The following is an 18,993-nucleotide window of genomic DNA, read 5'->3' on the forward strand; positions in this document are numbered from 1 at the left end:
TGCCGCCCACTGCCGATCCGATAACCAGAACTCTCCAGCCATGATCCACCTCCGTTCCAAAGAGTGAATCACAGCAAGAATGCTCAATCAATACCTTGATTGGGTTTTGACCCTAGAGCGTTTCCCGACCTGACTGCGTCATGCCGTGAGCTCTAATCTTCTGTTTTAACGCATTTTTCTTCAAGCGAACCGGAACCACTTCGCTCGAAAATGCTCTAGCCTGGTGTTCGAAAGGCTTGATCATATCGGTCCTCCCTTGTGTTTTTCTTGTCTTCAGGCCGCCGCGCTGAGGCCATCCAACAGTCGCACCTCGACCGACACGTTCAGCTTGGCCTCGCCCGGATCGTCCAGGATGGTGCCCGAGATCGGCTTGGCCTCGCTGGGGGTGCGGGTATGGGCCACCAGAATGAGGTCCGGCGACTCCGCCAGGCCGTTGGTAGGGTCGAACTCGGTCCAGCCCAGGCCGGGAAGGAAGACCTCGCACCAGGCGTGGGTGGCGCCCGCGCCCCGCAGGGCCGAGCTTGGTCCGCTATAGATGTAGCCCGTGGCGAACACCGCAGCATAGCCTAGCCGGCGCAAGGCCTCGACCATCAGCCAGGCGAAGTCGCGGCAAGTGCCGCTGCCCAGGCTGATGGTCTCGGCGGGCGCTTGCGTACCGGCCTCGGGCCGGGCTTGATAGGTAAAGTGGTCGTGGATCGTGCGGTTCATCCGCAGCAGGAAGTCGATCGCCGGCTCGTCGGGCCGTTCCATCTGCTGGCGCAGCCAGCGCAGCAGCACGCGGTCGTCGTCGTCGGTGGCCGGGGTGATGAACGGGTTCAGCACCGCCCGGTCCTCGCGCGAATAGACGATGGGCGAGATGGTGTGAGGATCGTCGATCTGCAACGATGTGAGGGGCGCGGGAAAGCGGTCGATGATCAGGCGGCTGGTGATGGTCAAGCCGTCGGCCTCGCCACGCGGGGTGAACCAGCAGACGCAGTTGCCAACGGCGTCGTAGGTCCAGCGGGTCTCGCCGGGCAGGGAGGTTTGCAGCGACGCCTTGACGATGCGGATGGCATGGCTGTCGCGCGGCCGGATCAGCAGCCGGTGAGCCCCGAACCCGACCGGCCGGGCGTAGGCGTACCGCGTTTCATGAAGGATGCCGAGCCGCGCCATGGGCCAAAATAACCCGAGGAAACCCGCTTCGTTCCGTCACAGCCAGGTGATCGCAGTCGACAGAACAAAATAAGAACAATAGGATAGGGGAATGGCTATCCTCGATCTGAAACGCAAGCTCGCCATCCTCTCCGACGCGGCGAAGTACGACGCTTCCTGCGCCTCGTCGGGCGCCCAGAAGCGAAACTCGACGGACGGCAAGGGCGTTGGCTCGACGGAGGGGATGGGCATCTGCCACGCCTACGCGCCGGACGGGCGGTGCATCAGTCTGCTCAAGATCCTGCTGACCAACTTCTGCATCTATGACTGCGCCTACTGCGTCAACCGGGTGTCGTCCAATGTCACCCGGGCGCGATTCACGGTGAAGGAGGTCGTCGACCTCACCCTGAACTTCTACAAGCGCAACTATATCGAGGGGCTGTTCCTGTCGTCGGGGGTGATCCGCACCGGCGACTATACGATGGAAGAGATGGTGCGGGTGGCCAAGAGCCTGCGGCTGGACCATGACTTCCGCGGCTATATCCACCTGAAGCTGATCCCCGAGGCCTCGCCGGAGTTGGCGGCTGAGGCGGGGCTGTATGCCGACCGGGTGTCGATCAATGTCGAGCTGCCGCTGGACGAGAGCCTGGCGGCCTTGGCGCCGGAGAAGGACGCAGCCGGCATCAAGAAGGCCATGGGCCGCATGCGGCTGGCCATCGAGGATCGCAACGAGCCCGTCAAGGTCGGGCGCGCCAAGCCTCGCAAGTTCGCCACCGGCCAGTCGACCCAGCTGATCATCGGCGCCGACGCCACCAAGGACGGCGACATCTTGGCCCGCAGCGCGGCGCTGTATGGCTCCTACCAGCTTAAGCGCGTCTACTATTCGGCCTTCAGCCCTATGGCCGACAGCAGCGCCCGCCTGCCGTTGATCCGCCCGCCGCTGGTGCGCGAGCACCGGCTCTATCAAGCCGACTGGCTGATGCGGTTCTACGGTTTTAGCCAGGGCGAGATCGTCGCGCCGGGCGAGGACCTGGATCTGACCATGGACCCCAAGACCGCCTGGGCCCTGCGAAACCGGGGCGACTTCCCGGTGGACGTCAACACCGCCGATCGCGAGACCCTACTGCGCACGCCGGGCCTGGGGACCAAGGGGGTCGACCGCATCCTGCTGGCCCGGATCCAGACGCGGCTCACCCTGGAAGACGTCAAGCGCGTCTGCGGTTCGGTCAAGCGCGCCAAGCCGTTCATCGTCACCGCCGACTGGACGCCAGGAGCCGCCACGGACGGCGCGGGCCTGCGGGCGTCGCTGGTCGAGCCACAGCAGCTGAGCCTGTTCTGATGCGGGTCGTGCGGCTGGAGTCCGAGATCGATTTCGACGGCTGGCGCGACGCGGCCCGGGCGCTGCGGGCCGAAGGCGTGGCGCCGGAGGCGGTCGTGTGGACGGTGGAGCGGGACCTGTTTGAGGGCGCCGGTTCTTTCCCTCTCCATAAAGGGGAGGGAAAGGCGCCTGAGGTGGGAGAGGGAAGAATTCTTAAGGTCCCCGCCGCCTTCGTCGATCTCGCCAAGACTGTCATCCTTCACCGCTCGCCCGAGCGCCTATCGCTGCTCTACCGCATCCTCCACCGCCTTGAGGCCCAGCCCAAGCTGCTGGCCAACCCCGCCGACGCCAATGTCGCCAAGGCCCGCGACATGGCCAAGAACGTGGGCCGGGCGATCCACAAGATGCACGCCTTCGTCCGCTTCCGCCTGTTGGAGGACGTGACGCCCGAGACCTTCGTCGCCTGGTTCGAGCCCGCCCACCGGGTCACCGAGGCGGCGTCGCCGTTCTTCGCCCGGCGGTTCGCCAACATGAATTGGTCGATCCTGACCCCCGACGCCTGCGTCCACTGGGACCGCAGCTTCCTGACGATGTCGCCCGGCGCCGATCCGGCCGACGCGCCGTCGCAGGATGCCCAGGAGGAGATGTGGCGCACCTATTACGCCTCGATCTTCAACCCGGCCCGGCTGAACCCGGTGATGATGAAACAGGAGATGCCCAAGCGCTATTGGCGGAACCTGCCGGAGGCGGCGCTCATTCCGCAGCTGATCGAGCAAGCCCAGAACCGGACCGATCTGATGGTCACCGCCCAACCGACCAAGCCCTCGGAACGGGTGCTCAAGGCCGCCTTGCGCCATAGCCGCGATGGCTCTTACGGCGAGAGCAACCTGGTCAACCTGGAAGAGGTGGCCGCCGGGGTGCAGGTCTGCCGCCGCTGCGACCTGTGGCGCGACGCCACCCAGGGCGTGCCGGGCGTCGGGCCGGCCCTCCTGAGTGGAAGAGGGGCCAATCTGATGATCGTCGGCGAACAGCCAGGCGACCAGGAGGATTTGCAGGGCGCGCCCTTCGTTGGTCCCGCCGGCCAGCTTTTGGCCAAGGCCATGGCCGAGGCCGGCGTCGTTCGCGCCCAGACCTTCGTCACCAACGCGGTCAAGCATTTCAAGCACGAGCCGCGCGGCAAGCGGCGGATCCACAAGACCCCCGACCGGGGCGAGGTCCAGGCTTGCCGTTGGTGGCTCGACGCCGAGCGCCGGCTGGTAGCGCCCAAGGTGATCCTCGCCTTGGGCGCGACGGCCGGACTGGCGGTGTTCGGCAAGGCCGTGCCGATCGGCCAGAGCCGGGGCCAACCCCAACCGCTGAGCGACGGCGGCCAGGGCCTGGTCAGCTGGCATCCCTCATACCTGCTGCGCGTGCCCGACCCCGACGCCAAGGCTCGCGCCTATGCACAGCTGGTCGAAGACTTGAAGCAGGCCTGGACGCTGGCGGCAGAAGCGTTCTAGGCCGCGAATCCCGCCTCGGCGAAGGCCAGCATGCGGGAGAGCAACGCTTCGACGTCGGCCTCGCTGGTCGCGCCTTCCGACAGTACGTTCAGGCGGTCGAACTCTGCGAAGCGGTTGTTGTGCAGCATGCCCAGGGTGAAGTGCAGCCGCCAGTAGATTTGCTCGGCCGGCAAGTCTGGACGCGCCTTCAGCAGGGCGTCGGAGAAGCGGCGCAGGTGGGTGACGTCGGTCTGCAGCACCTTGCGGATCTCATCGGTGCCCTCGCTGCGGGCCCGGATCAGAAACTGCAACGAGATGCGGCGCTCATGGTCGGGGGCCAGCCACTTCAGCGGCGGGGTCAGCAGGGCGGCCAGGATTTCGCGCACCGGGGGCGAACCCGCGTGGCGGTCGATGGCCTCGTGCAGCTTCTTGGCCCGTTCGCGGTTCAGCTCGACCGTGCGGCGACGGAAGATCTCGTAGATCAGAGCGTCCTTGGAGCCAAAATGATAGTTCACCGAGGCCAGGTTCACCCCCGCCGCCGCGGTGATGTCGCGCACCGACACGTTCTGGAAGCCGTGCAGCGCGAACAGACGCTCGGCGGCCACGAACACCAGGTTCTTGGTGACGGCCTCGTTGTCGATGCTCTCGATGTCGGCCTCGGGCGCTTGGGCAGCGGCCACGGCCTCGCTCTTCGGACTCACGGACGGTATCCCCCTTTACCTGCGGGGAAGTCTTACGGCCGTTCGAAATTGGCGCAAGCGTCAAGATGGGCGGTGGGCGGAGGAAAGTGACGGGCGCCCGCCTTATCGGCTGCGGCCGCGATCCTACAGGGCCAGGGAGCGGGTGTCGCGCTGGCCGTTGTAATAGTGCGACAGGGCCGCCGCGAAAACCTCTGGGGTGGACGCGGCCTGTTCGAACAGCGTCAGGCTGGACTGAAACTTGATGTCGTCGGGCGCGCCGAAGATGGTGTGGGCCGAGCGGCCCTCCACCGCGTTGACGGCCTCGACGGCCCTGACCAGGCGCGGGCCCAACACCGGATGGTCCAGATAGGCCCGGGCCTCGTCAAGCGAGCCGATAGCGTAGCGTTGCGAGGTGGCGCTGAAGCCGAGTCCGGCCACCTGCGGGAAGATGAACCACATCCAGTGGCTAGCCTTGCGGCCGCGGCGAAGCTCAGCCAAGGCGGTGTCATAGGTCGACGCCTGGGCGGTCACGAAGCGGTCGAGGTCGTGCGGATCGTTGATGGTTCGCCGCCGTTGCAAGGGCTTGCCATGGGCAACGCCAGAGGGCTCGAGACTGTTCACAAGCGGACGTCGGGAAGGACTGTTGGGGGCGGGTTGCTGCCGGAGTTTCCTTCTCCCCCTTGCGGGAGAAGGTGGCCTGCGAAGCAGGTCGGATGAGGGGTCGAAAGCCTTGTCCGGAAAGGTCAGAGAGACCCCCCACCGGTCCCTGCGCGACCACCTTCGCCACGGGGGAGGCTTTGGAAGGAGCCGACGTCCATGCCCGAAGACCGCAAACCCAGGCCGCGCTGCCCGGTCGACCGCCGCCTCCACGACCTCGAAGCCGCCAAGTACTCCTGAACGATCTGGCCAGGCCCGAAGCGGCGTGCGAGCCGGACCAGGCCGACTAGCCTCGCACCAGTTCCCGCATCGCCTTGTCCAGGCCGTCGATGGTCAGGGGGAACATCCGGTTGTTCATCAACTGCTTCATCACCCCAATCGACTGGGTGTAGTCCCAGTGCCGCTCGGGCGTCGGGTTCAGCCAGACGGCGCTCTGGTAGATGTCGGTCAGGCGGGTCATCCAGATGGCCCCCGCCTCTTCGTTCCAATGCTCGACGCTGCCGCCCGGATAGGTGATCTCGTAGGGGCTCATGGTGGCGTCCCCGACGAAGATCACCTTGTAGTCGTGGGGGAACTTGTTGAGCACCTCGAAGGTCGGGGTCTTCTCGGCTTGGCGACGGCGATTGTCCTTCCAGACGGCCTCGTACAGGCAGTTGTGGAAATAGAAGAATTCCAGGTGCTTGAACTCGGTCTTGGCGGCGGAAAACAGCTCCTCGCAGAGCTTGATATGGCCGTCCATCGAACCGCCGATGTCGAAGAACAACAGAACCTTGATGGTGTTGCGCCGCTCGGGGCGCATCTGGATGTCGAGATAGCCCTTTTCCGCTGTGCCGCGGATCGTGCCGTTGAGGTCCAGCTCCTCCTGCGCGCCCTGGCGGGCGAACTTGCGCAGGCGGCGCAGGGCGACCTTGATGTTGCGGGTGCCCAGTTCGACGCTGTCGTCGAGGTTCTTGTATTCGCGCTTGTCCCAGACCTTAACCGCCTTGCCGTGCCGGCTCTTGTCTTGGCCGATGCGGACGCCCTCGGGGTTGTAGCCGTTGTTTCCGAAGGGAGAGGTGCCGCCCGAGCCGATCCATTTTGAGCCGCCCTCGTGGCGCTCCTTCTGTTCCTTCAGGCGCTCCTGCAGGGTCTCCATCAGCTTGTCGAAGCCGCCCATGGCCTCGATCTGGGCCTTCTCTTCGTCGGTCAGGAACTTCTCGGTCAGGGCCTTTAGCCACTCGGCCGGGATGTCGGCTGTCAGGCCGTCTTCGACCGTTTCCAGCCCCTTGAACACATGGCCGAACACTCGGTCGAACTTGTCGAGGTTCTTCTCGTCCTTCACCAGGCTGGCCCGCGACAGGAAATAGAAGTCCTCGATGCGACGATCGATGACGTCCTTGTCCAGCGCCTCCATCAACAGGAGGTACTCGCGCAGGGAGACCGGCACCTTGGCGGCGCGGAGCTCGGAAAAGAAGCGGAGGAACATGGCGGGCGTGCTTTCGAACGGTTGTTCGAAGGATGGCGGGTTCGGGCGGCCAAGGCAACAGGTCCTACCCCTATGGGCCTTGTGGGCAGGGCTATCGCATATGGTTTGGAGCTGACTTTTTCTCGCTCCCCCTTGATGGGGGAGGGGCGGGCGTGGGGGTGATGCTGCGGTTTCGCAGGCAAGGCGCCCGAGATATTCGTCCTTGCGCGCCCCCGTCCGGACAGTCTTTCACCCCTATCCCCGGCCCTTCCCCCATCAAAGGGGGAAGGGGGAAGTCGTCTCGCGCTCATCTGCGATTGCCTGCCCCACGGGGGGAGGAATTGGGTTTTCACCCCCGTCTCAGGATGAACTCCAGGTCCTGCGTCTCGCCGACCGGGAAGCGATATTCCCCGACCTTCTCGAACCCCAGCCGCGCATAAAGCTTCTGCGCGCCCAGGTTCTCCGAGAACACGCCGATCCACAGTGGGCGAGGACCGGCCTTCACCAGCCAGTCGAGCGCGGTGGTCAGGAGCAGTGACCCTCGGCCTCCACCCTGCATGGCCTTCAGCACATAGAGCCGGTGCAATTCCCCGTGCTCGGCCGAGGCCTTCGCATGGGGCAGGCCGCAGGGTCCGGCGGTGGCGTAGCCGATGGCCTCGCCGTCCTCGTCCTCCAGCAGCCAGCTCGCCTTCGCTGGATCGGCCAGGTCCCGCCGGGTGCGTTCCAGGCCGTAGGCATAGGCCAGGAAGGTCTCCAGGTCCTCGGACGGGTAGAGATGGCCGAAGGTTTCGCTGAAGGTGCGGGCCCCCAGCGAGGACAGGGTGTCGGCGTCGGCGGGCGTGGCGCGGCGGATGTCGAGGCTCATGGCCGAGACATAGCCGCCGCGCGCGCCGATCGTCTAGAAGCCCTCGAGCACCAGCTTGCCGATGACCCGGCCGCCTTCCACCTGACGATGGGCCTCGATCAGGTCGGCGGCGCGGATCTTGCCGACCACGGCGGTCAGGGTGGTGCGCAACACGCCCTGATCGACCAGGTCGGCCACGGCATTGAGCAGATGGTGCTGGGCGATCATGTCCGGCGTGCCTTGCGGTCGGGCGAACATGAATTCCCAATGGATCGAGGCGCTCTTGTAATGCAACGGGCGAATGTCGATCGGTCCGTCGGCCTCGATGATGCCGATCTTGCCCTGCAGGCCAATGGCCGCGGTGACGGCCGGGAAATGCTCGGCGCTATGGGTCAGGCAGGCGATATAGGCCGGGTCGGTGGCGCCCAACCGGGCCAGTTCGTCGGCCAGGGGCTGAGAATGGTCGAAGATTTGATGCGCGCCGAGTTCGCCGACCCATTGGCGGGTCTCGTCGCGCGAGGCGCTGGCGACCACTGTCAGTTGGGTCAGCTTGCGCGCCAGTTGGATCATCGCCGACCCCACCCCGCCGGCCCCGCCGATGATCACCAGGGTCTGGCCCTCACCGCCGTCACGGGCTACGTCGAACCGGTCGAACAGCATCTCCCAGGCGGTGATGAAGGTCAGGGGCATGGCCGCCGCCTCGGCGAAGCCTAGGCTTGCTGGCTTGCGGCCGACGATACGCTCGTCGACAACCTGCAACTCGGCGTTCGAGCCCGGCCGGCCGATAGCGCCGGCGTAGAAGACCTCGTCGCCGGGCGCGAACAGCGTGACGGCCTCGCCGACAGCCTCGACGACACCGGCCGCGTCAAAGCCGAGGATCCGGGGCTCGCCGGCCGGCGGCTCGGCGCTACTGCGGACCTTGGTGTCGACCGGGTTCACCGAAACCGCCTTGATGCGGACCAGAAGGTCGTGGCCCGTCGCCGTCGGCTCGGCGGCCTCAAGATCCAGCAAGGCGCTCGGCTCGGTGAGAGGCAAGGGCTCGCGGAAGCCAACGATCTTCATGGGCAGTGTCTCCGAAATTGCGGCGCCGCCGCGCCGCACGAGATCGCTTGCCGCAGCCAACTTCGCAAGTAGGGACTTTTTCTGTACGTAGTATCCATCGGGATACCAAGGAGCGAGCCGTGGACGATCCGAAGGAGTGCGGCGTCGAGGCGACGCTGGGTCTGATCGACGGCAAGTGGAAGGGCGTCATCCTCTACCACCTGCTGAGCGGCGGGCTGAGGTTCAGCGCCCTGGGGCGGCGACTGGGCGCTGTGACCCAGCGGATGTTGACCAAGCAATTGCGGGAGCTGGAGCGCGACGGTCTGATTGTCCGCACCGTTCACGCCCAGGTCCCGCCACGCGTCGACTACGCCCTGTCGGCGCGCGGCCGCAGTCTGGAGCCGGTGATCGTGGCCCTCAAGGCCTGGGGCGACGCCAACCTGTTGGCCAGTCCGCCGGTCGTCTTCACGTCGCGCAAGGTGGGCTGATCATGGAGGTGGCGCTTCACACCCATGCCGACATGCTCGACCATCGGCCCGGCGACGGCCATGCCGAACGACCAGAGCGCCTGCGGGCGGTGATCGACGCGCTGGAGGACGACGGCGGGCTGGACCTGGAGATCTTCGAGGCCCCGCTGGTCGATCTGGCCGATCTGGCCCTGGTGCATCCGCAGGACTACATCGAGACCATCCTGGCCGCCGCTCCGCATGGCGGGACCCGGGCCCTGGACCCTGACACCATCCTGTCGACCGGCAGCCTGAAGGCCGCGCGCCGGGCGGCCGGGGCGGTTGCCGCCGCCGTGCGGGCCGTGGCGGCGGGCCAACGCACCCGGGCCTTCTGCGCCGTTCGCCCGCCGGGGCACCATGCAGAGCCGGACGCCGCGATGGGCTTTTGCGTGTTCTCCAACATCGCCGTGGCCGCTCGCGTGGCCCAGGCCTCGGGCCTGAAGCGCGTGGCCATCGTCGATTTCGACGTTCACCACGGTAACGGCACCCAGGCCGCGTTCGAGAACGACGCCTCGGTTTTCTTCGCCTCGATCCACCAGTCGCCGCTCTATCCGGGCACCGGCGATCCGGCGGAGACCGGAGTCGGCAATGTCGCCAACGCCATCGTGCCGCCCCATGCGCCTCGAGAAGCCTGGCGCTACGGCTTCGAGGGGCTGATGGATCAGGTCGATGGCTTCGCGCCGGACCTGATCCTGGTGTCGGCCGGCTTCGACGCCCATGTCCGCGACCCCTTGGCCCAGCAAAGCCTGGAGGCCGAGGATTTCGCCTGGGCGACCCGGGCGATCGTCTCGGTGGCCAACCGCCGATGCGGCGGGCGTATTGTTTCCTCGCTCGAGGGCGGCTACGACCTAGAAGCGCTCGGCCGCTCGGCGGCCGCCCATGTCAAAGCGTTGCAGGAGGGGTGAAGGGCTCAGGGATTCGCGCACGGCGCGAAGTCGAGCTTCCAGAATCTATGGCCGACGAACCCAGCGCCGACCACCTTTTCCCGGCTGTCCGGCCCGGCGCCATCACGCTGGCTCGTCACGGCGAACCGGCCCTGTCGCGCAAGATCCGCTTGAACGCTCCGGCCTATGGCGAATGGTGGGCGCGCTACGAGGAGGGCGGCTTGTTGCCCGGCCAGACGCCGCCCGCCTCGCTGCTGACCACCGCCCAGCGGGCCGGCGTCATCGTCGCCTCGACCCGCCGCCGCTCGATCGAGACCGCTGACGCGGTCGCCGCCGGCAGGGTGTTCGCGCGCGATCCGCTGTTCATCGAGGCTCCGCTGCCGCCGCCGCCCTGGCCGCCCTGGATCCGCATGTCGCCCAAGAACTGGGGCTTTTTCGCCCGTTTCTGGTGGTGGTTCTTCGATCACCATGCCGGCCAGGAGAGCCGCGCCGAAGCCGACACCCGCGCAGACCAGGCCGCCGACCTGCTGATCGGCCTGTCCGAGAACGGCCAGGAAGTGTTGCTGATCGCCCATGGCTTCTTCAACACCATGATCGGCTTGTCCCTGCAGAAGCGCGGCCTAAAGAAGACCCTGGACCAGGGGTTCAAATACTGGTGCGTGAAGCGCTTCGAGCGGGTCTAGGCGCCCGTCAGAGCGTCAGCCGCGTCCATCCCCTGAACTTCGTTCACCAAATGCCGAGCCAACGGCGTTGCCCGAGCGGCGCCCCGCCACTAGGGTGCGCCGGTTCGCCCCGGAGTAGAAATGATCAGTCCGCAAGATCTTGAAGGCATGAGCTTCGAGCAGGCCTTGGCCAGGCTGGAGCAGATCGTCGGCGAGCTGGAGTCCGGCAAGGCCGAGCTCGAGCGCTCGATCGAGATCTACGAAGATGGCGCTGCGCTGAAGGCCCATTGCGAGAAGAAGCTGGAAGCCGCTCGCCTGAAGGTCGAAAAGATCGTGCTCGGCCAAGGCGGGGCCGTGACCGCCGAGGCGGCCGAGTTCAACTGATGGGTCAGGCCTCTCCCCAGATCGGCTATGAGGATTTCGAGCGCGTCGATATTCGCATCGGCACGATCATCGAGGCCGCGCCATTTCCGGAGGCGCGCAAGCCGGCCTACAAGCTGACTATCGATTTTGGTCCCGCGATCGGGATCAAGAAGTCCTCGGCCCAGGTCACCAAGCACTACCAGCTGGACGAGCTGGTCGGCCGCCGGGTGGCCGCCGTGGTCAATTTTCCGCCGCGCCAGATCGGACCCATGAAGTCGGAGGTCCTGTGCCTGGGCTTCCCCGACGCCGAGGGCGGGGTGGTGCTGGTCGATGTGGACCGTGACGTTCCCAACGGGGGAAAACTGTTTTGATCGACCTCGAGAAGCGCATCGTCCAAGCTGCCGATATCGTCACCGTGGCGCTGGACGAGCTGTTGCCGCGCGCCGAGGGCCCGGAAAGCCGGCTGACCGAGGCCATGCGCTATGCGGCCCTGGGTCCTGGCAAACGGCTGCGGCCATTCTTCGCCCTGGAAACCGGCAAGATGTTCGACCTGCCCGAGCGACCGGTGCTGCGGGCGGCCTGCGCGCTGGAATGTATCCACGCCTACAGCCTGGTGCATGACGACCTGCCGGCCATGGACGATGACGACATGCGTCGCGGCCGTCCAACCGTGCATATCCAGTACGACGAGGCCACGGCCATCCTGGCCGGCGACGCGCTACAGACTGCGGCCTTTGAGATCATGGCCCACCCCGACACTCACGACGATGGCAATGTGCGCTCTGAGCTGGTGCGCAAGCTGGCCATCGCCTCGGGCGCCAAAGGCATGTGCGGCGGCCAGATGATCGACCTGCTGGGCGTCCGCGACGACCTGGGGGCCGTGGCCCGCATGCAGCGCCTGAAAACCGGTGCCCTGATCGCGTTTGCCTTCGAGATTCCGCTGATCATCGCCCGGGCCAAGCCGGAAGAGCGCTCGGCCCTGATGGGATTTGCCCAGGACCTCGGCCTGGCCTACCAGATCGTCGACGACATTCTCGACGTCGAGGGCGACGAGGCTGTGCTGGGCAAGGCGGCCGGCGGCAAGGACGACGCCAAGGGCAAGGCCAACTATGTCACGCTGCTGGGCCTCGACGCGGCCAAGGAGCGGGTCAACCTGTTGGCCGTGCAAACCAAGTCACATCTCGATATATTCGGCGAACGAGCCGATCATCTGCGTCGCAGCGTGGATTTCGTGCTGGACCGACGCAACTGACCGCGCTTTCTTCGGACATGCCTGTTTTGACCCCTCTTCTCGACACCATCTCGTCACCGGCCGACACGCGCGGCTTCAGCGTGGCTGAACTCAAGCAGTTGGCGAGCGAGGTGCGGGCCGAGACCATCGACGCCGTCTCGGTGACCGGCGGCCATCTGGGCGCGGGCCTGGGCGTGGTCGAGCTGACCGTCGCCCTGCACCACGTGTTCGAGACGCCCAAGGACATCGTCATCTGGGACGTCGGCCACCAGGCCTATCCGCACAAGATCCTTACCGGTCGCCGCGACCGCATCCGCACCCTGCGCCAGGGCGGCGGCCTGTCGGGCTTCACCAAGCGGGCCGAGAGCGAATACGACCCGTTCGGCGCGGCCCACGCGGCCACCTCGATCTCGGCGGCCCTGGGCTTCTGCGCCGCCCGCGATGCGAAAGGCGAGAACAACAGCGTCATCGCCGTGATCGGCGACGGTTCGATGAGCGCCGGCATGGCCTATGAGGCGATGAACGCCGCGGTCGACACCACCAAGCGCCTGATCGTCATCCTCAACGACAACGACATGTCGATCGCCCCGCCGGTGGGCGGCATGAGCGCCTATCTGGCCAACCTGGTTTCCGGCGGCGCCTATCGCAAGGTGCGCAAGCTGGGCAAGACCGTGGTCGAGAAGTTGCCCACGCCGCTGCGCGACGCGGCCAAGAAGGCCGAGGAATATGCCCGCGGCATGGTCACCGGCGGCACCTTCTTCGAGGAACTGGGCTTTCACTATGTCGGCCCGATCGACGGCCACGACATGGACGCCCTGGTCAGCGTGCTGAAGAACGTCAAGAACTTCGACGAGAAGCCGGTGCTGGTCCATGTCGTCACCCAGAAGGGCAAGGGCTACGCCCCGGCCGAGGGTGCCGACGACAAACTCCATGCGGTGGTCAAGTTCGACGTGGTCACCGGCCAGCAGCACAAGGCCGCAGCCGGCCCGCCCAGCTACACCAAGGTCTTCGCCCAGGAGCTGATCAAGCACGCGGCGATCGACCCGACCATCGTGGCGATCACCGCCGCCATGCCCTCGGGCACAGGGCTGGATTTGTTCGGCAAGGTCTATCCCGAGCGCACCTTCGACGTCGGCATCGCCGAGCAGCACGCGGTGACCTTCGCCGCCGGCCTGGCCGCCGACGGCATGAAGCCGTTCGCGGCGATCTATTCCACCTTCCTGCAGCGCGGCTATGATCAGGTGGTGCACGACGTGGCCATCCAGCGCTTGCCGGTGCGTTTCGCCATGGACCGGGCTGGCCTGGTGGGTGCCGACGGCCCGACCCACGCCGGCACCTTCGACATCGGCTTCATGGGGGCTCTGCCCGGCATGGTGCTGATGGCCGCCGCTGACGAGCTGGAGCTGGCCCACATGGTCGCCACGGCCGTGGCCATCGACGACCGCCCCAGCGCCTTCCGCTATCCGCGCGGCGAGGGCCTGGGCCTGACCCTGCCGGCCCTGGCCGAGCCGCTGGAGATCGGCAAGGGCCGCATCGTCCGCGAGGGGACCAGCGTCGCCATCGTTTCGCTGGGCACCCGCCTGGCCGAATGCCTGAAGGCCGCCGACCTGCTGGCCGCGCGCGGTCTCTCGGCCACCGTCGCCGACGCCCGCTTCGCCAAGCCGCTGGATGTGGATATGCTGCTGCGGCTGGCCCGCGAGCACGAGGCGATCATCACGGTGGAAGAGGGTGCCATGGGCGGCTTCGGGGCCTTCGTGCTCCAGGCCCTGGCCCAGCACGGCGCGCTCGATCGCGGCCTGAAGATCCGCACCCTGGTCCTGCCCGACGTCTTCCAGGACCAGGACAAGCCCGAGATCATGTACGCCCAGGCCGGCCTCGACGCCGAGGGCATCCTGCGCGGGTGTTTGTCGGCGCTGGGCATCGACAATGTCAGCGCGGCGGGGCGGCGGGCATAACGCCGGCACGTCGTACTCTCAGGGGAGGGACGATGCGTAATCTGATCATCACGAGCCTGCTGCTCCTCGCCGCCAGCCCGGCCTTGGCCGATCCCAAGGGCGAGACCCGCTACACCGTCGACCAGCCCGGCGGCCGGCCGGCTGACGCCCGGCTGGTGTGGTCCGACGAGTTCGATCGTCCTGGCGCGGTGGATCCGCGCAAATGGCGGTTCGACACGTCGCGAAACAAGCTCGGCTGGTGGAACAACGAGCTGCAGTACTACGCCGCCGGCCGCCATGAGAACGTCCGGGTCGAGGACGGCCGGCTGGTCGTCGAGGCCCGCCACGATGATCTGGCCAATCCCAAGCCCGCCGACTGGGGCGGGCAGCGCTATAGTTCGGCCAAGCTGATGACCCAGGGCCTGGCCGGCTGGACCTACGGCTTCTTCGAGGTGCGCGCGAAGCTGGCCTGCGGTCGCGGAACCTGGCCGGCGATCTGGATGATGCCCGCCGACCCCAAGGCGCCTTGGCCGCAGGGCGGCGAGATCGACATCATGGAGCATGTCGGCTGGGACGAGGGCGTGGTGCAGGGCACGCTGCATACCGGGAAATACAATCACGCGGTCGGCAAGGCGCGGGGCGGGCAGGTCAAGCTGCCCGACGTCTGCGGCGCCTTTCACCGCTACCAGCTGGACTGGACCAAGGACCGTATCCTGATCGGCGTGGACGACCGCGCCTTCGTGCGGATCGACAACGACCAGCCGGGCGATGTGGGCGCCTGGCCGTTCGACAAGCCGCAGTACCTGATCCTTAACCTCGCGGTCGGCGGCTGGGGCGGCCAGAAGGGTATAGACGACGCCGCGTTCCCGGCCCGGTTCGAGGTGGACTATGTGCGGGTCTATCAGCAGGGGCGGTGAAGCTGTCGACATTCAGCCGCGCGCCCCCATTCGACCGTCATTCCCGCCCTTGTGGCGGGAACCCCTCTGTCCGCCGCAAGGGCAGGGGTGAGGCGCGCCCGCGCGCCAAGGCGCTTCACCGTCGGCTGAACCAGGGTTTCCCGCCACAAGGACGGGAATGACGGTCAAAAAAAGAAGATGGCTTGGAGCAGGTCGGTCGCTCAAAGCTCAAAGCGCCAATCACCCCAAGGAAGGCGTCAGGCCCCACATGCCTTGAAGAACGCCTTCACGCCCGCCCGGTCGCCCGGCGCGGCGTCGAGGTTGTGACGTTCGTCGGCGACCAGCAGGGTCAGGTCGCCGGTGCGTCGGAAGGCGCTGAGCGCCGAGGCGTCGGTCGTGGTGCGGGCCTGCAGCAGGCCGTCCGCCATGTCCGAGGCCATTCGCTGGGCCGGCAGGCGGGTGACGACGCGACCCGAGGCCAGGGCGATTTCGCGACCAGATAGGCTGGTCGCGGTCACGGTGACCGCCGAGGTGCCCGGCGCGCAGGCCAGCATCATCACCACGTCGTCGCTGTTGGGACGGCCATAGGCCAGTTTCAGGCCGTCGCCCGTATTGTCCATGTAGCTCCAGCCGTAGCCGGGCGCCGACGATCTTTCCGAGGCGCAGGCGCCAAGGGCGAGGGCCAGAAACAGGGCGGGCGCGATCAGGCGGCGAGACATGGGCGGGTTCCCCTTCGTTAGGAGAACGCCGGTAGAGCTTACAGGTTCACAACCGCCAGTCGGTGACCCCGTCGCCGCCTGCCCTCAACGTCCCCACTCGGCCGATGGCGAAGGCGTCCTGAGCGGTCAGGGCCGCCAAGGTGTCACCATCGTCACCAGGCACGCGGGCCAGGACGCGGCCCCCTGCCGTGCGGACGATGGCCACCCCGTGGGTCGGGGCGCCGTCGCGGTCGTAGAGCACGGTGTGGGTCTCCAGCCGCGCCGGCCCCTCGGCGGCTTCCAGGAAGGCCGGAACGGAGCCGCGCCGAGCGTCGGCTTGCGCCTGCACGCTGGCCGGCCTTAGCAGGGCTCCGTCGTCAGGGCAGGGCCGGTCACCGAGCACCAGGCCATGGTGCTTGGTGACGAACTCGCCCTGGCCGTAGAGCAGGCCGGTCCCGCCGCCGTCGCGCAGTCGCCGGGTCATGGCGACCGCCGCGTGGGTCATGTAGTCGTTCATCGGCGCCCCGAAGAAGGTCAGGCCGCCGGTCACGGTCGGGGTCAGGCCTTCTGGCAAGCCGAGGGTGCGCCGCGCCATCTTCGGCACGCAGGGGAAGCAGCTGTAGAGCTCCAGGGCGTCGAAGCCACCCAAACCTTGGGCAACCATGCCGCCGACCGCCTCCAGCACCGCGTCCTGGGCCGCCGAGCCGTAATAGTGGTCTCGTTGCAGATAGTCGCCAGGCTCCCGCGCCGACGCCCCGCCCCAGACGAACACCAGCCGTTCGTCGGCGATCCCGGCGGCCCGCGCCGCAGCAAGGCTGGTCAGGATCACCGCCGCGCCCTGGTTCACCGCCATGTTGGCGACCATCAGCTTGGTATAGGGCCAGGCGATCGGCCGGTTGTCGGGGCGCGGGGTGGTGATCTCCTCGGCGGTGAAGGCGCGCTTGATCCAGGCGTTGGGTTGCTCCGCCGCCACCGCCGCATAGGCCGACCACAGGGCGCCGGACTCGGCCAGGGCCTGGCGCGGCGTCTGGCCCCAATGATGGGCGCTGGCGTTCTCGTAGAACGGATAGACGCTGACCGGCAGGAAGACGCCCAGCTTTAGGGCCAGCGGGTGGACCTCGATGCGCGGACCGCCGCCCGTCGCCGGCGGCTTGGCCGGCCAGGGCAGGTCGACCCCTGCGGCGCGGGCCTTGTTGACGCTCCACTGCGCCTCGGCCCCCACCACGGCGCAGACCTGCGCCTCGCCCCGGGCAATCCGCTGGGCGGCCTCGTGCAGGAACCGCACCGGGCTCTCGCCGCCGACCGGGCCGTAGACGGCGCGGGCCGGGGCGATGCCCAGCCGGGCGCACAGCTCGGCGGCGGGGTCGGCATAGCGCCAGCTCAATTGGTTGACGACATCCAGTGAGCCGACCTTGGCCAGGAACCCGCCGCCCGCGTCGCTATCGGCTTCGCGCAGCGCTTGGGCCATTAGGGCCAACGGGTCGAGGGCCTGGCTCAGGTCGGTCGGCCGGTCGAGCGCCTCGCCGATCCCGACGATGACGGGGATGCGGCCAAGATCCGCAAGAGGGGCGTTCACAGCACGGGCTCCCCGTGGCTTTCGGCGATCAGGGCGCGCTGGTAGCCGGCACGGGCTTTCATCCGCTCCAGGTGATCCGTGAAGGCCTTGGGAAACTTGTCAGAGAAGCCCAGGCTCTCGCCGAGCTTCAGGGCGTAGGCTACCGAGATGTCGGCCATGGTGAAGCGCCCGGCGGCGACATAGCCCGTATCGTCCAGCAGCTTGGCCGCCGCCTTGAGCCGCGACAGGAACCACTGCACATAGTCGGCCGCCGCCTGCGGCAGGCGGCGCTCCTCCGGCTCGAACACCGCGTAGCGCAGGTGAATGGTCTGCGGAAAGGTGAGGGTGGCCTCGCCCATGTGCAGGAAGTTCAGATAGGCCCCGAACCCCGGCTCCTCAGGCCCGACGGTCAGGTCGGACGGGCCGTAGCGGCGGGCCAGATACTCGCCGATCGCCGCCGACTCGCTCATCATCGTGTCGCCGTCGAACAGGGTCGGGGTCGTGCCGAGCGGGTTGACGTCCAGATAGCCCGACTCGCGGACTCGCGGCGGGAAGGCCGTCAGCCGCAGTTCATAGGGCAGGCCCAGCTCCTCAAGCGCCCAAAGGGCCCGGAACGAGCGCGCGCCGACGCAGTGATAGAGCGTGATCATCCAGGGGCCTCTGGCTTCTCCGCTGAGCATCCGACGGAACGGCGAGCCGCGCCACCGTGCCGCTACGGCGCCGAGGCCCGGTCGCGGACCTTGGCCTTGAGCTCAGCGGACTCAGCGGACGCCGGCCGGCCCGAATTGCGCTCCATCGCCACCTGGTGGGGATAGGGAAAGCTCAGCCCCTGGGCCTCCAGCCGTTCCTTGCCGGCCTTGAGCAGGTCGAACCGGGTGTCCATCCAGTCGCCTGGCGCGGCCCAGCAGCGCAGGGTCACGCTGACGCTGCTGTCGAGCAGCGCGGTCACCTTTACCCAGGGCTTGGGCTCCGACAGCACCCGGCGGTCGCTGTTGGCCACCTCCAGCAGGGTGGCCAGGGCCAGGTCTAGATCGTCCTCGTAGTCGACATTGAACGCCAGCTCGATGCGCCGGCGCCCGGCGCGGGTGATGTTGACGATCATGTCGCCGAACACCTTGCCGTTGGGCAGGAACAGGGTCAGGCCGTCATAGTCGAGCAGCCTGGTGTTGAAGAGGTCCATGGCTTGGACCACGCCCTGGCGGCCGTTCAGTTCGACCTTGTCACCCACCCGATAGGGGCGCTGCAGCAGCAGCATCACCCCGGCGGCGACATTGCTCAGCGTGCCTTGCAAGGCCAGGCCGATAGCCAGGGACGCCGCGCCCAGCACCGCGATCACCGAGGTGGCCTGCACGCCCAGCTGCTGCAGAACCGCGATCAGGCCGATGGCGACGATGACGTACTTGACCAGGGCCGAGACGAAGCTGCCCAGGGCCTTGTCGGCCGGGTGCTGCTGCCTTTGAACGCGTTCGAGTCCCGCCTCGGCCAGGCGGCCCAGGCGGTTGGCCGCCCACAGGGTGCCGGCCAAGATCAGGGCGGCGACCAGGATGCGCACCGAGAAGGCGCCCAGGGTGGCGGCCAGGTTTCGCAGCATCACCGGATCGCCGGACGCGGCCAGGCCGACCATGTCGAAGAACGGCGCGACGGGATCGGCGGGTTGGGCGAGCATGGTTC

Annotated in this window: 20 protein-coding genes; 10 read left to right on the plus strand and 10 right to left on the minus strand. The window is 67.3% G+C overall.

Annotated features, from left to right (window positions below):
• Nucleotides 1–273: 273 nt before the first annotated feature.
• A complete protein-coding gene (locus ACP7AG_RS17700; protein ID WP_426032447.1) occupies nucleotides 274–1,152 on the minus strand; it encodes a transglutaminase family protein in 879 nt (292 codons plus the stop codon).
• A 91-nt stretch (nucleotides 1,153–1,243) separates the two neighbouring features.
• On the opposite strand from ACP7AG_RS17700, the gene ACP7AG_RS17705 reads away from it, so the two are divergent.
• A complete protein-coding gene (locus ACP7AG_RS17705; protein ID WP_426012745.1) occupies nucleotides 1,244–2,470 on the plus strand; it encodes a putative DNA modification/repair radical SAM protein in 1,227 nt (408 codons plus the stop codon).
• Nucleotides 2,470–3,948 (plus strand): UdgX family uracil-DNA binding protein, encoded by a 1,479-nt coding sequence (locus ACP7AG_RS17710; RefSeq protein ID WP_426032449.1) that lies wholly within the window; start codon nucleotides 2,470–2,472, stop codon nucleotides 3,946–3,948. The genes ACP7AG_RS17705 and ACP7AG_RS17710 overlap by 1 nt, the downstream gene beginning before the upstream one ends.
• Here the strand turns inward: ACP7AG_RS17710 and ACP7AG_RS17715 are convergent.
• The 5 genes from ACP7AG_RS17715 to ACP7AG_RS17735 form a co-directional block, all read right to left on the minus strand.
• On the minus strand, nucleotides 3,945–4,607 hold the full coding sequence (locus ACP7AG_RS17715) for a TetR/AcrR family transcriptional regulator (protein ID WP_426032503.1): 663 nt from the start codon (nucleotides 4,605–4,607) through the stop codon (nucleotides 3,945–3,947). The two genes, ACP7AG_RS17710 and ACP7AG_RS17715, sit on opposite strands and share 4 nt — an antisense overlap.
• 144 nt (nucleotides 4,608–4,751) lie before the next feature.
• Entirely contained in the window at nucleotides 4,752–5,186 is a 435-nt protein-coding gene (locus ACP7AG_RS17720; RefSeq protein WP_426032451.1) for a DUF1810 domain-containing protein, read from the minus strand.
• A 364-nt stretch (nucleotides 5,187–5,550) separates the two neighbouring features.
• Nucleotides 5,551–6,729, minus strand: a complete 1,179-nt coding sequence (locus tag ACP7AG_RS17725) for a vWA domain-containing protein (protein ID WP_426012739.1) — start codon at nucleotides 6,727–6,729, stop codon at nucleotides 5,551–5,553.
• A gap of 328 nt (nucleotides 6,730–7,057) precedes the next feature.
• Complete coding sequence (locus tag ACP7AG_RS17730; RefSeq protein WP_426012737.1) at nucleotides 7,058–7,573, minus strand: GNAT family N-acetyltransferase; 516 nt, start codon at nucleotides 7,571–7,573, stop codon at nucleotides 7,058–7,060.
• Between the two features lie 33 nt (nucleotides 7,574–7,606).
• Entirely contained in the window at nucleotides 7,607–8,614 is a 1,008-nt protein-coding gene (locus ACP7AG_RS17735; protein ID WP_426032453.1) for a zinc-binding alcohol dehydrogenase family protein, read from the minus strand.
• Nucleotides 8,615–8,733: 119 nt separating this feature from the next.
• On the opposite strand from ACP7AG_RS17735, the gene ACP7AG_RS17740 reads away from it, so the two are divergent.
• The 8 genes from ACP7AG_RS17740 (at nucleotide 8,734) to ACP7AG_RS17775 (ending at nucleotide 15,090) form a co-directional block, all read left to right on the plus strand.
• Complete coding sequence (locus tag ACP7AG_RS17740; protein WP_426012734.1) at nucleotides 8,734–9,081, plus strand: winged helix-turn-helix transcriptional regulator; 348 nt, start codon at nucleotides 8,734–8,736, stop codon at nucleotides 9,079–9,081.
• Between the two features lie 2 nt (nucleotides 9,082–9,083).
• A complete protein-coding gene (locus ACP7AG_RS17745) occupies nucleotides 9,084–10,004 on the plus strand; it encodes a histone deacetylase family protein (RefSeq protein WP_426012732.1) in 921 nt (306 codons plus the stop codon).
• Nucleotides 10,005–10,051: 47 nt separating this feature from the next.
• Nucleotides 10,052–10,666: a histidine phosphatase family protein gene (locus ACP7AG_RS17750; protein WP_426032455.1), complete on the plus strand. Its 615-nt coding sequence runs from the start codon at nucleotides 10,052–10,054 to the stop codon at nucleotides 10,664–10,666.
• 120 nt (nucleotides 10,667–10,786) lie between these two features.
• On the plus strand, nucleotides 10,787–11,029 hold the full coding sequence (locus tag ACP7AG_RS17755; RefSeq protein ID WP_056761797.1) for an exodeoxyribonuclease VII small subunit: 243 nt from the start codon (nucleotides 10,787–10,789) through the stop codon (nucleotides 11,027–11,029).
• Nucleotides 11,029–11,379 carry a tRNA-binding protein gene (locus tag ACP7AG_RS17760; RefSeq protein ID WP_426012729.1) on the plus strand — a complete coding sequence of 117 codons (351 nt, stop codon included), beginning with the start codon at nucleotides 11,029–11,031 and terminating at the stop codon, nucleotides 11,377–11,379. Before ACP7AG_RS17755 ends, ACP7AG_RS17760 begins: the two co-directional genes overlap by 1 nt.
• Nucleotides 11,376–12,260: a polyprenyl synthetase family protein gene (locus tag ACP7AG_RS17765; protein ID WP_426012727.1), complete on the plus strand. Its 885-nt coding sequence runs from the start codon at nucleotides 11,376–11,378 to the stop codon at nucleotides 12,258–12,260. The genes ACP7AG_RS17760 and ACP7AG_RS17765 overlap by 4 nt, the downstream gene beginning before the upstream one ends.
• 17 nt (nucleotides 12,261–12,277) lie before the next feature.
• Complete coding sequence (dxs, locus tag ACP7AG_RS17770; RefSeq protein ID WP_426032457.1) at nucleotides 12,278–14,194, plus strand: 1-deoxy-D-xylulose-5-phosphate synthase; 1,917 nt, start codon at nucleotides 12,278–12,280, stop codon at nucleotides 14,192–14,194.
• A 32-nt stretch (nucleotides 14,195–14,226) separates the two neighbouring features.
• A complete protein-coding gene (locus ACP7AG_RS17775) occupies nucleotides 14,227–15,090 on the plus strand; it encodes a glycoside hydrolase family 16 protein (protein WP_426032459.1) in 864 nt (287 codons plus the stop codon).
• Nucleotides 15,091–15,326: 236 nt separating this feature from the next.
• On the opposite strand, the gene ACP7AG_RS17780 is transcribed toward ACP7AG_RS17775, so the two are convergent.
• The 4 genes from ACP7AG_RS17780 to ACP7AG_RS17795 all read right to left on the minus strand — a co-directional run bounded on the left by ACP7AG_RS17780 (nucleotide 15,327) and on the right by ACP7AG_RS17795 (nucleotide 18,988).
• Nucleotides 15,327–15,788 carry a hypothetical protein gene (locus ACP7AG_RS17780; RefSeq protein ID WP_426032461.1) on the minus strand — a complete coding sequence of 154 codons (462 nt, stop codon included), beginning with the start codon at nucleotides 15,786–15,788 and terminating at the stop codon, nucleotides 15,327–15,329.
• 46 nt (nucleotides 15,789–15,834) lie between these two features.
• On the minus strand, nucleotides 15,835–17,343 hold the full coding sequence (locus ACP7AG_RS17785) for an acetyl-CoA acetyltransferase (protein ID WP_426012719.1): 1,509 nt from the start codon (nucleotides 17,341–17,343) through the stop codon (nucleotides 15,835–15,837).
• The gene (locus tag ACP7AG_RS17790; protein WP_426032463.1) at nucleotides 17,340–17,972 is read right to left on the minus strand and encodes a glutathione S-transferase family protein; all 633 of its coding nucleotides are present in this window, start codon (nucleotides 17,970–17,972) and stop codon (nucleotides 17,340–17,342) included. Before ACP7AG_RS17790 ends, ACP7AG_RS17785 begins: the two co-directional genes overlap by 4 nt.
• A gap of 62 nt (nucleotides 17,973–18,034) precedes the next feature.
• Nucleotides 18,035–18,988 (minus strand): mechanosensitive ion channel family protein, encoded by a 954-nt coding sequence (locus ACP7AG_RS17795; RefSeq protein ID WP_426032465.1) that lies wholly within the window; start codon nucleotides 18,986–18,988, stop codon nucleotides 18,035–18,037.
• Between the last annotated feature and the right edge of the window lie 5 nt (nucleotides 18,989–18,993).

Source organism: Caulobacter sp. DWP3-1-3b2 (assembly GCF_049896325.1).
Classification (GTDB): Bacteria; Pseudomonadota; Alphaproteobacteria; order Caulobacterales; family Caulobacteraceae; genus Caulobacter.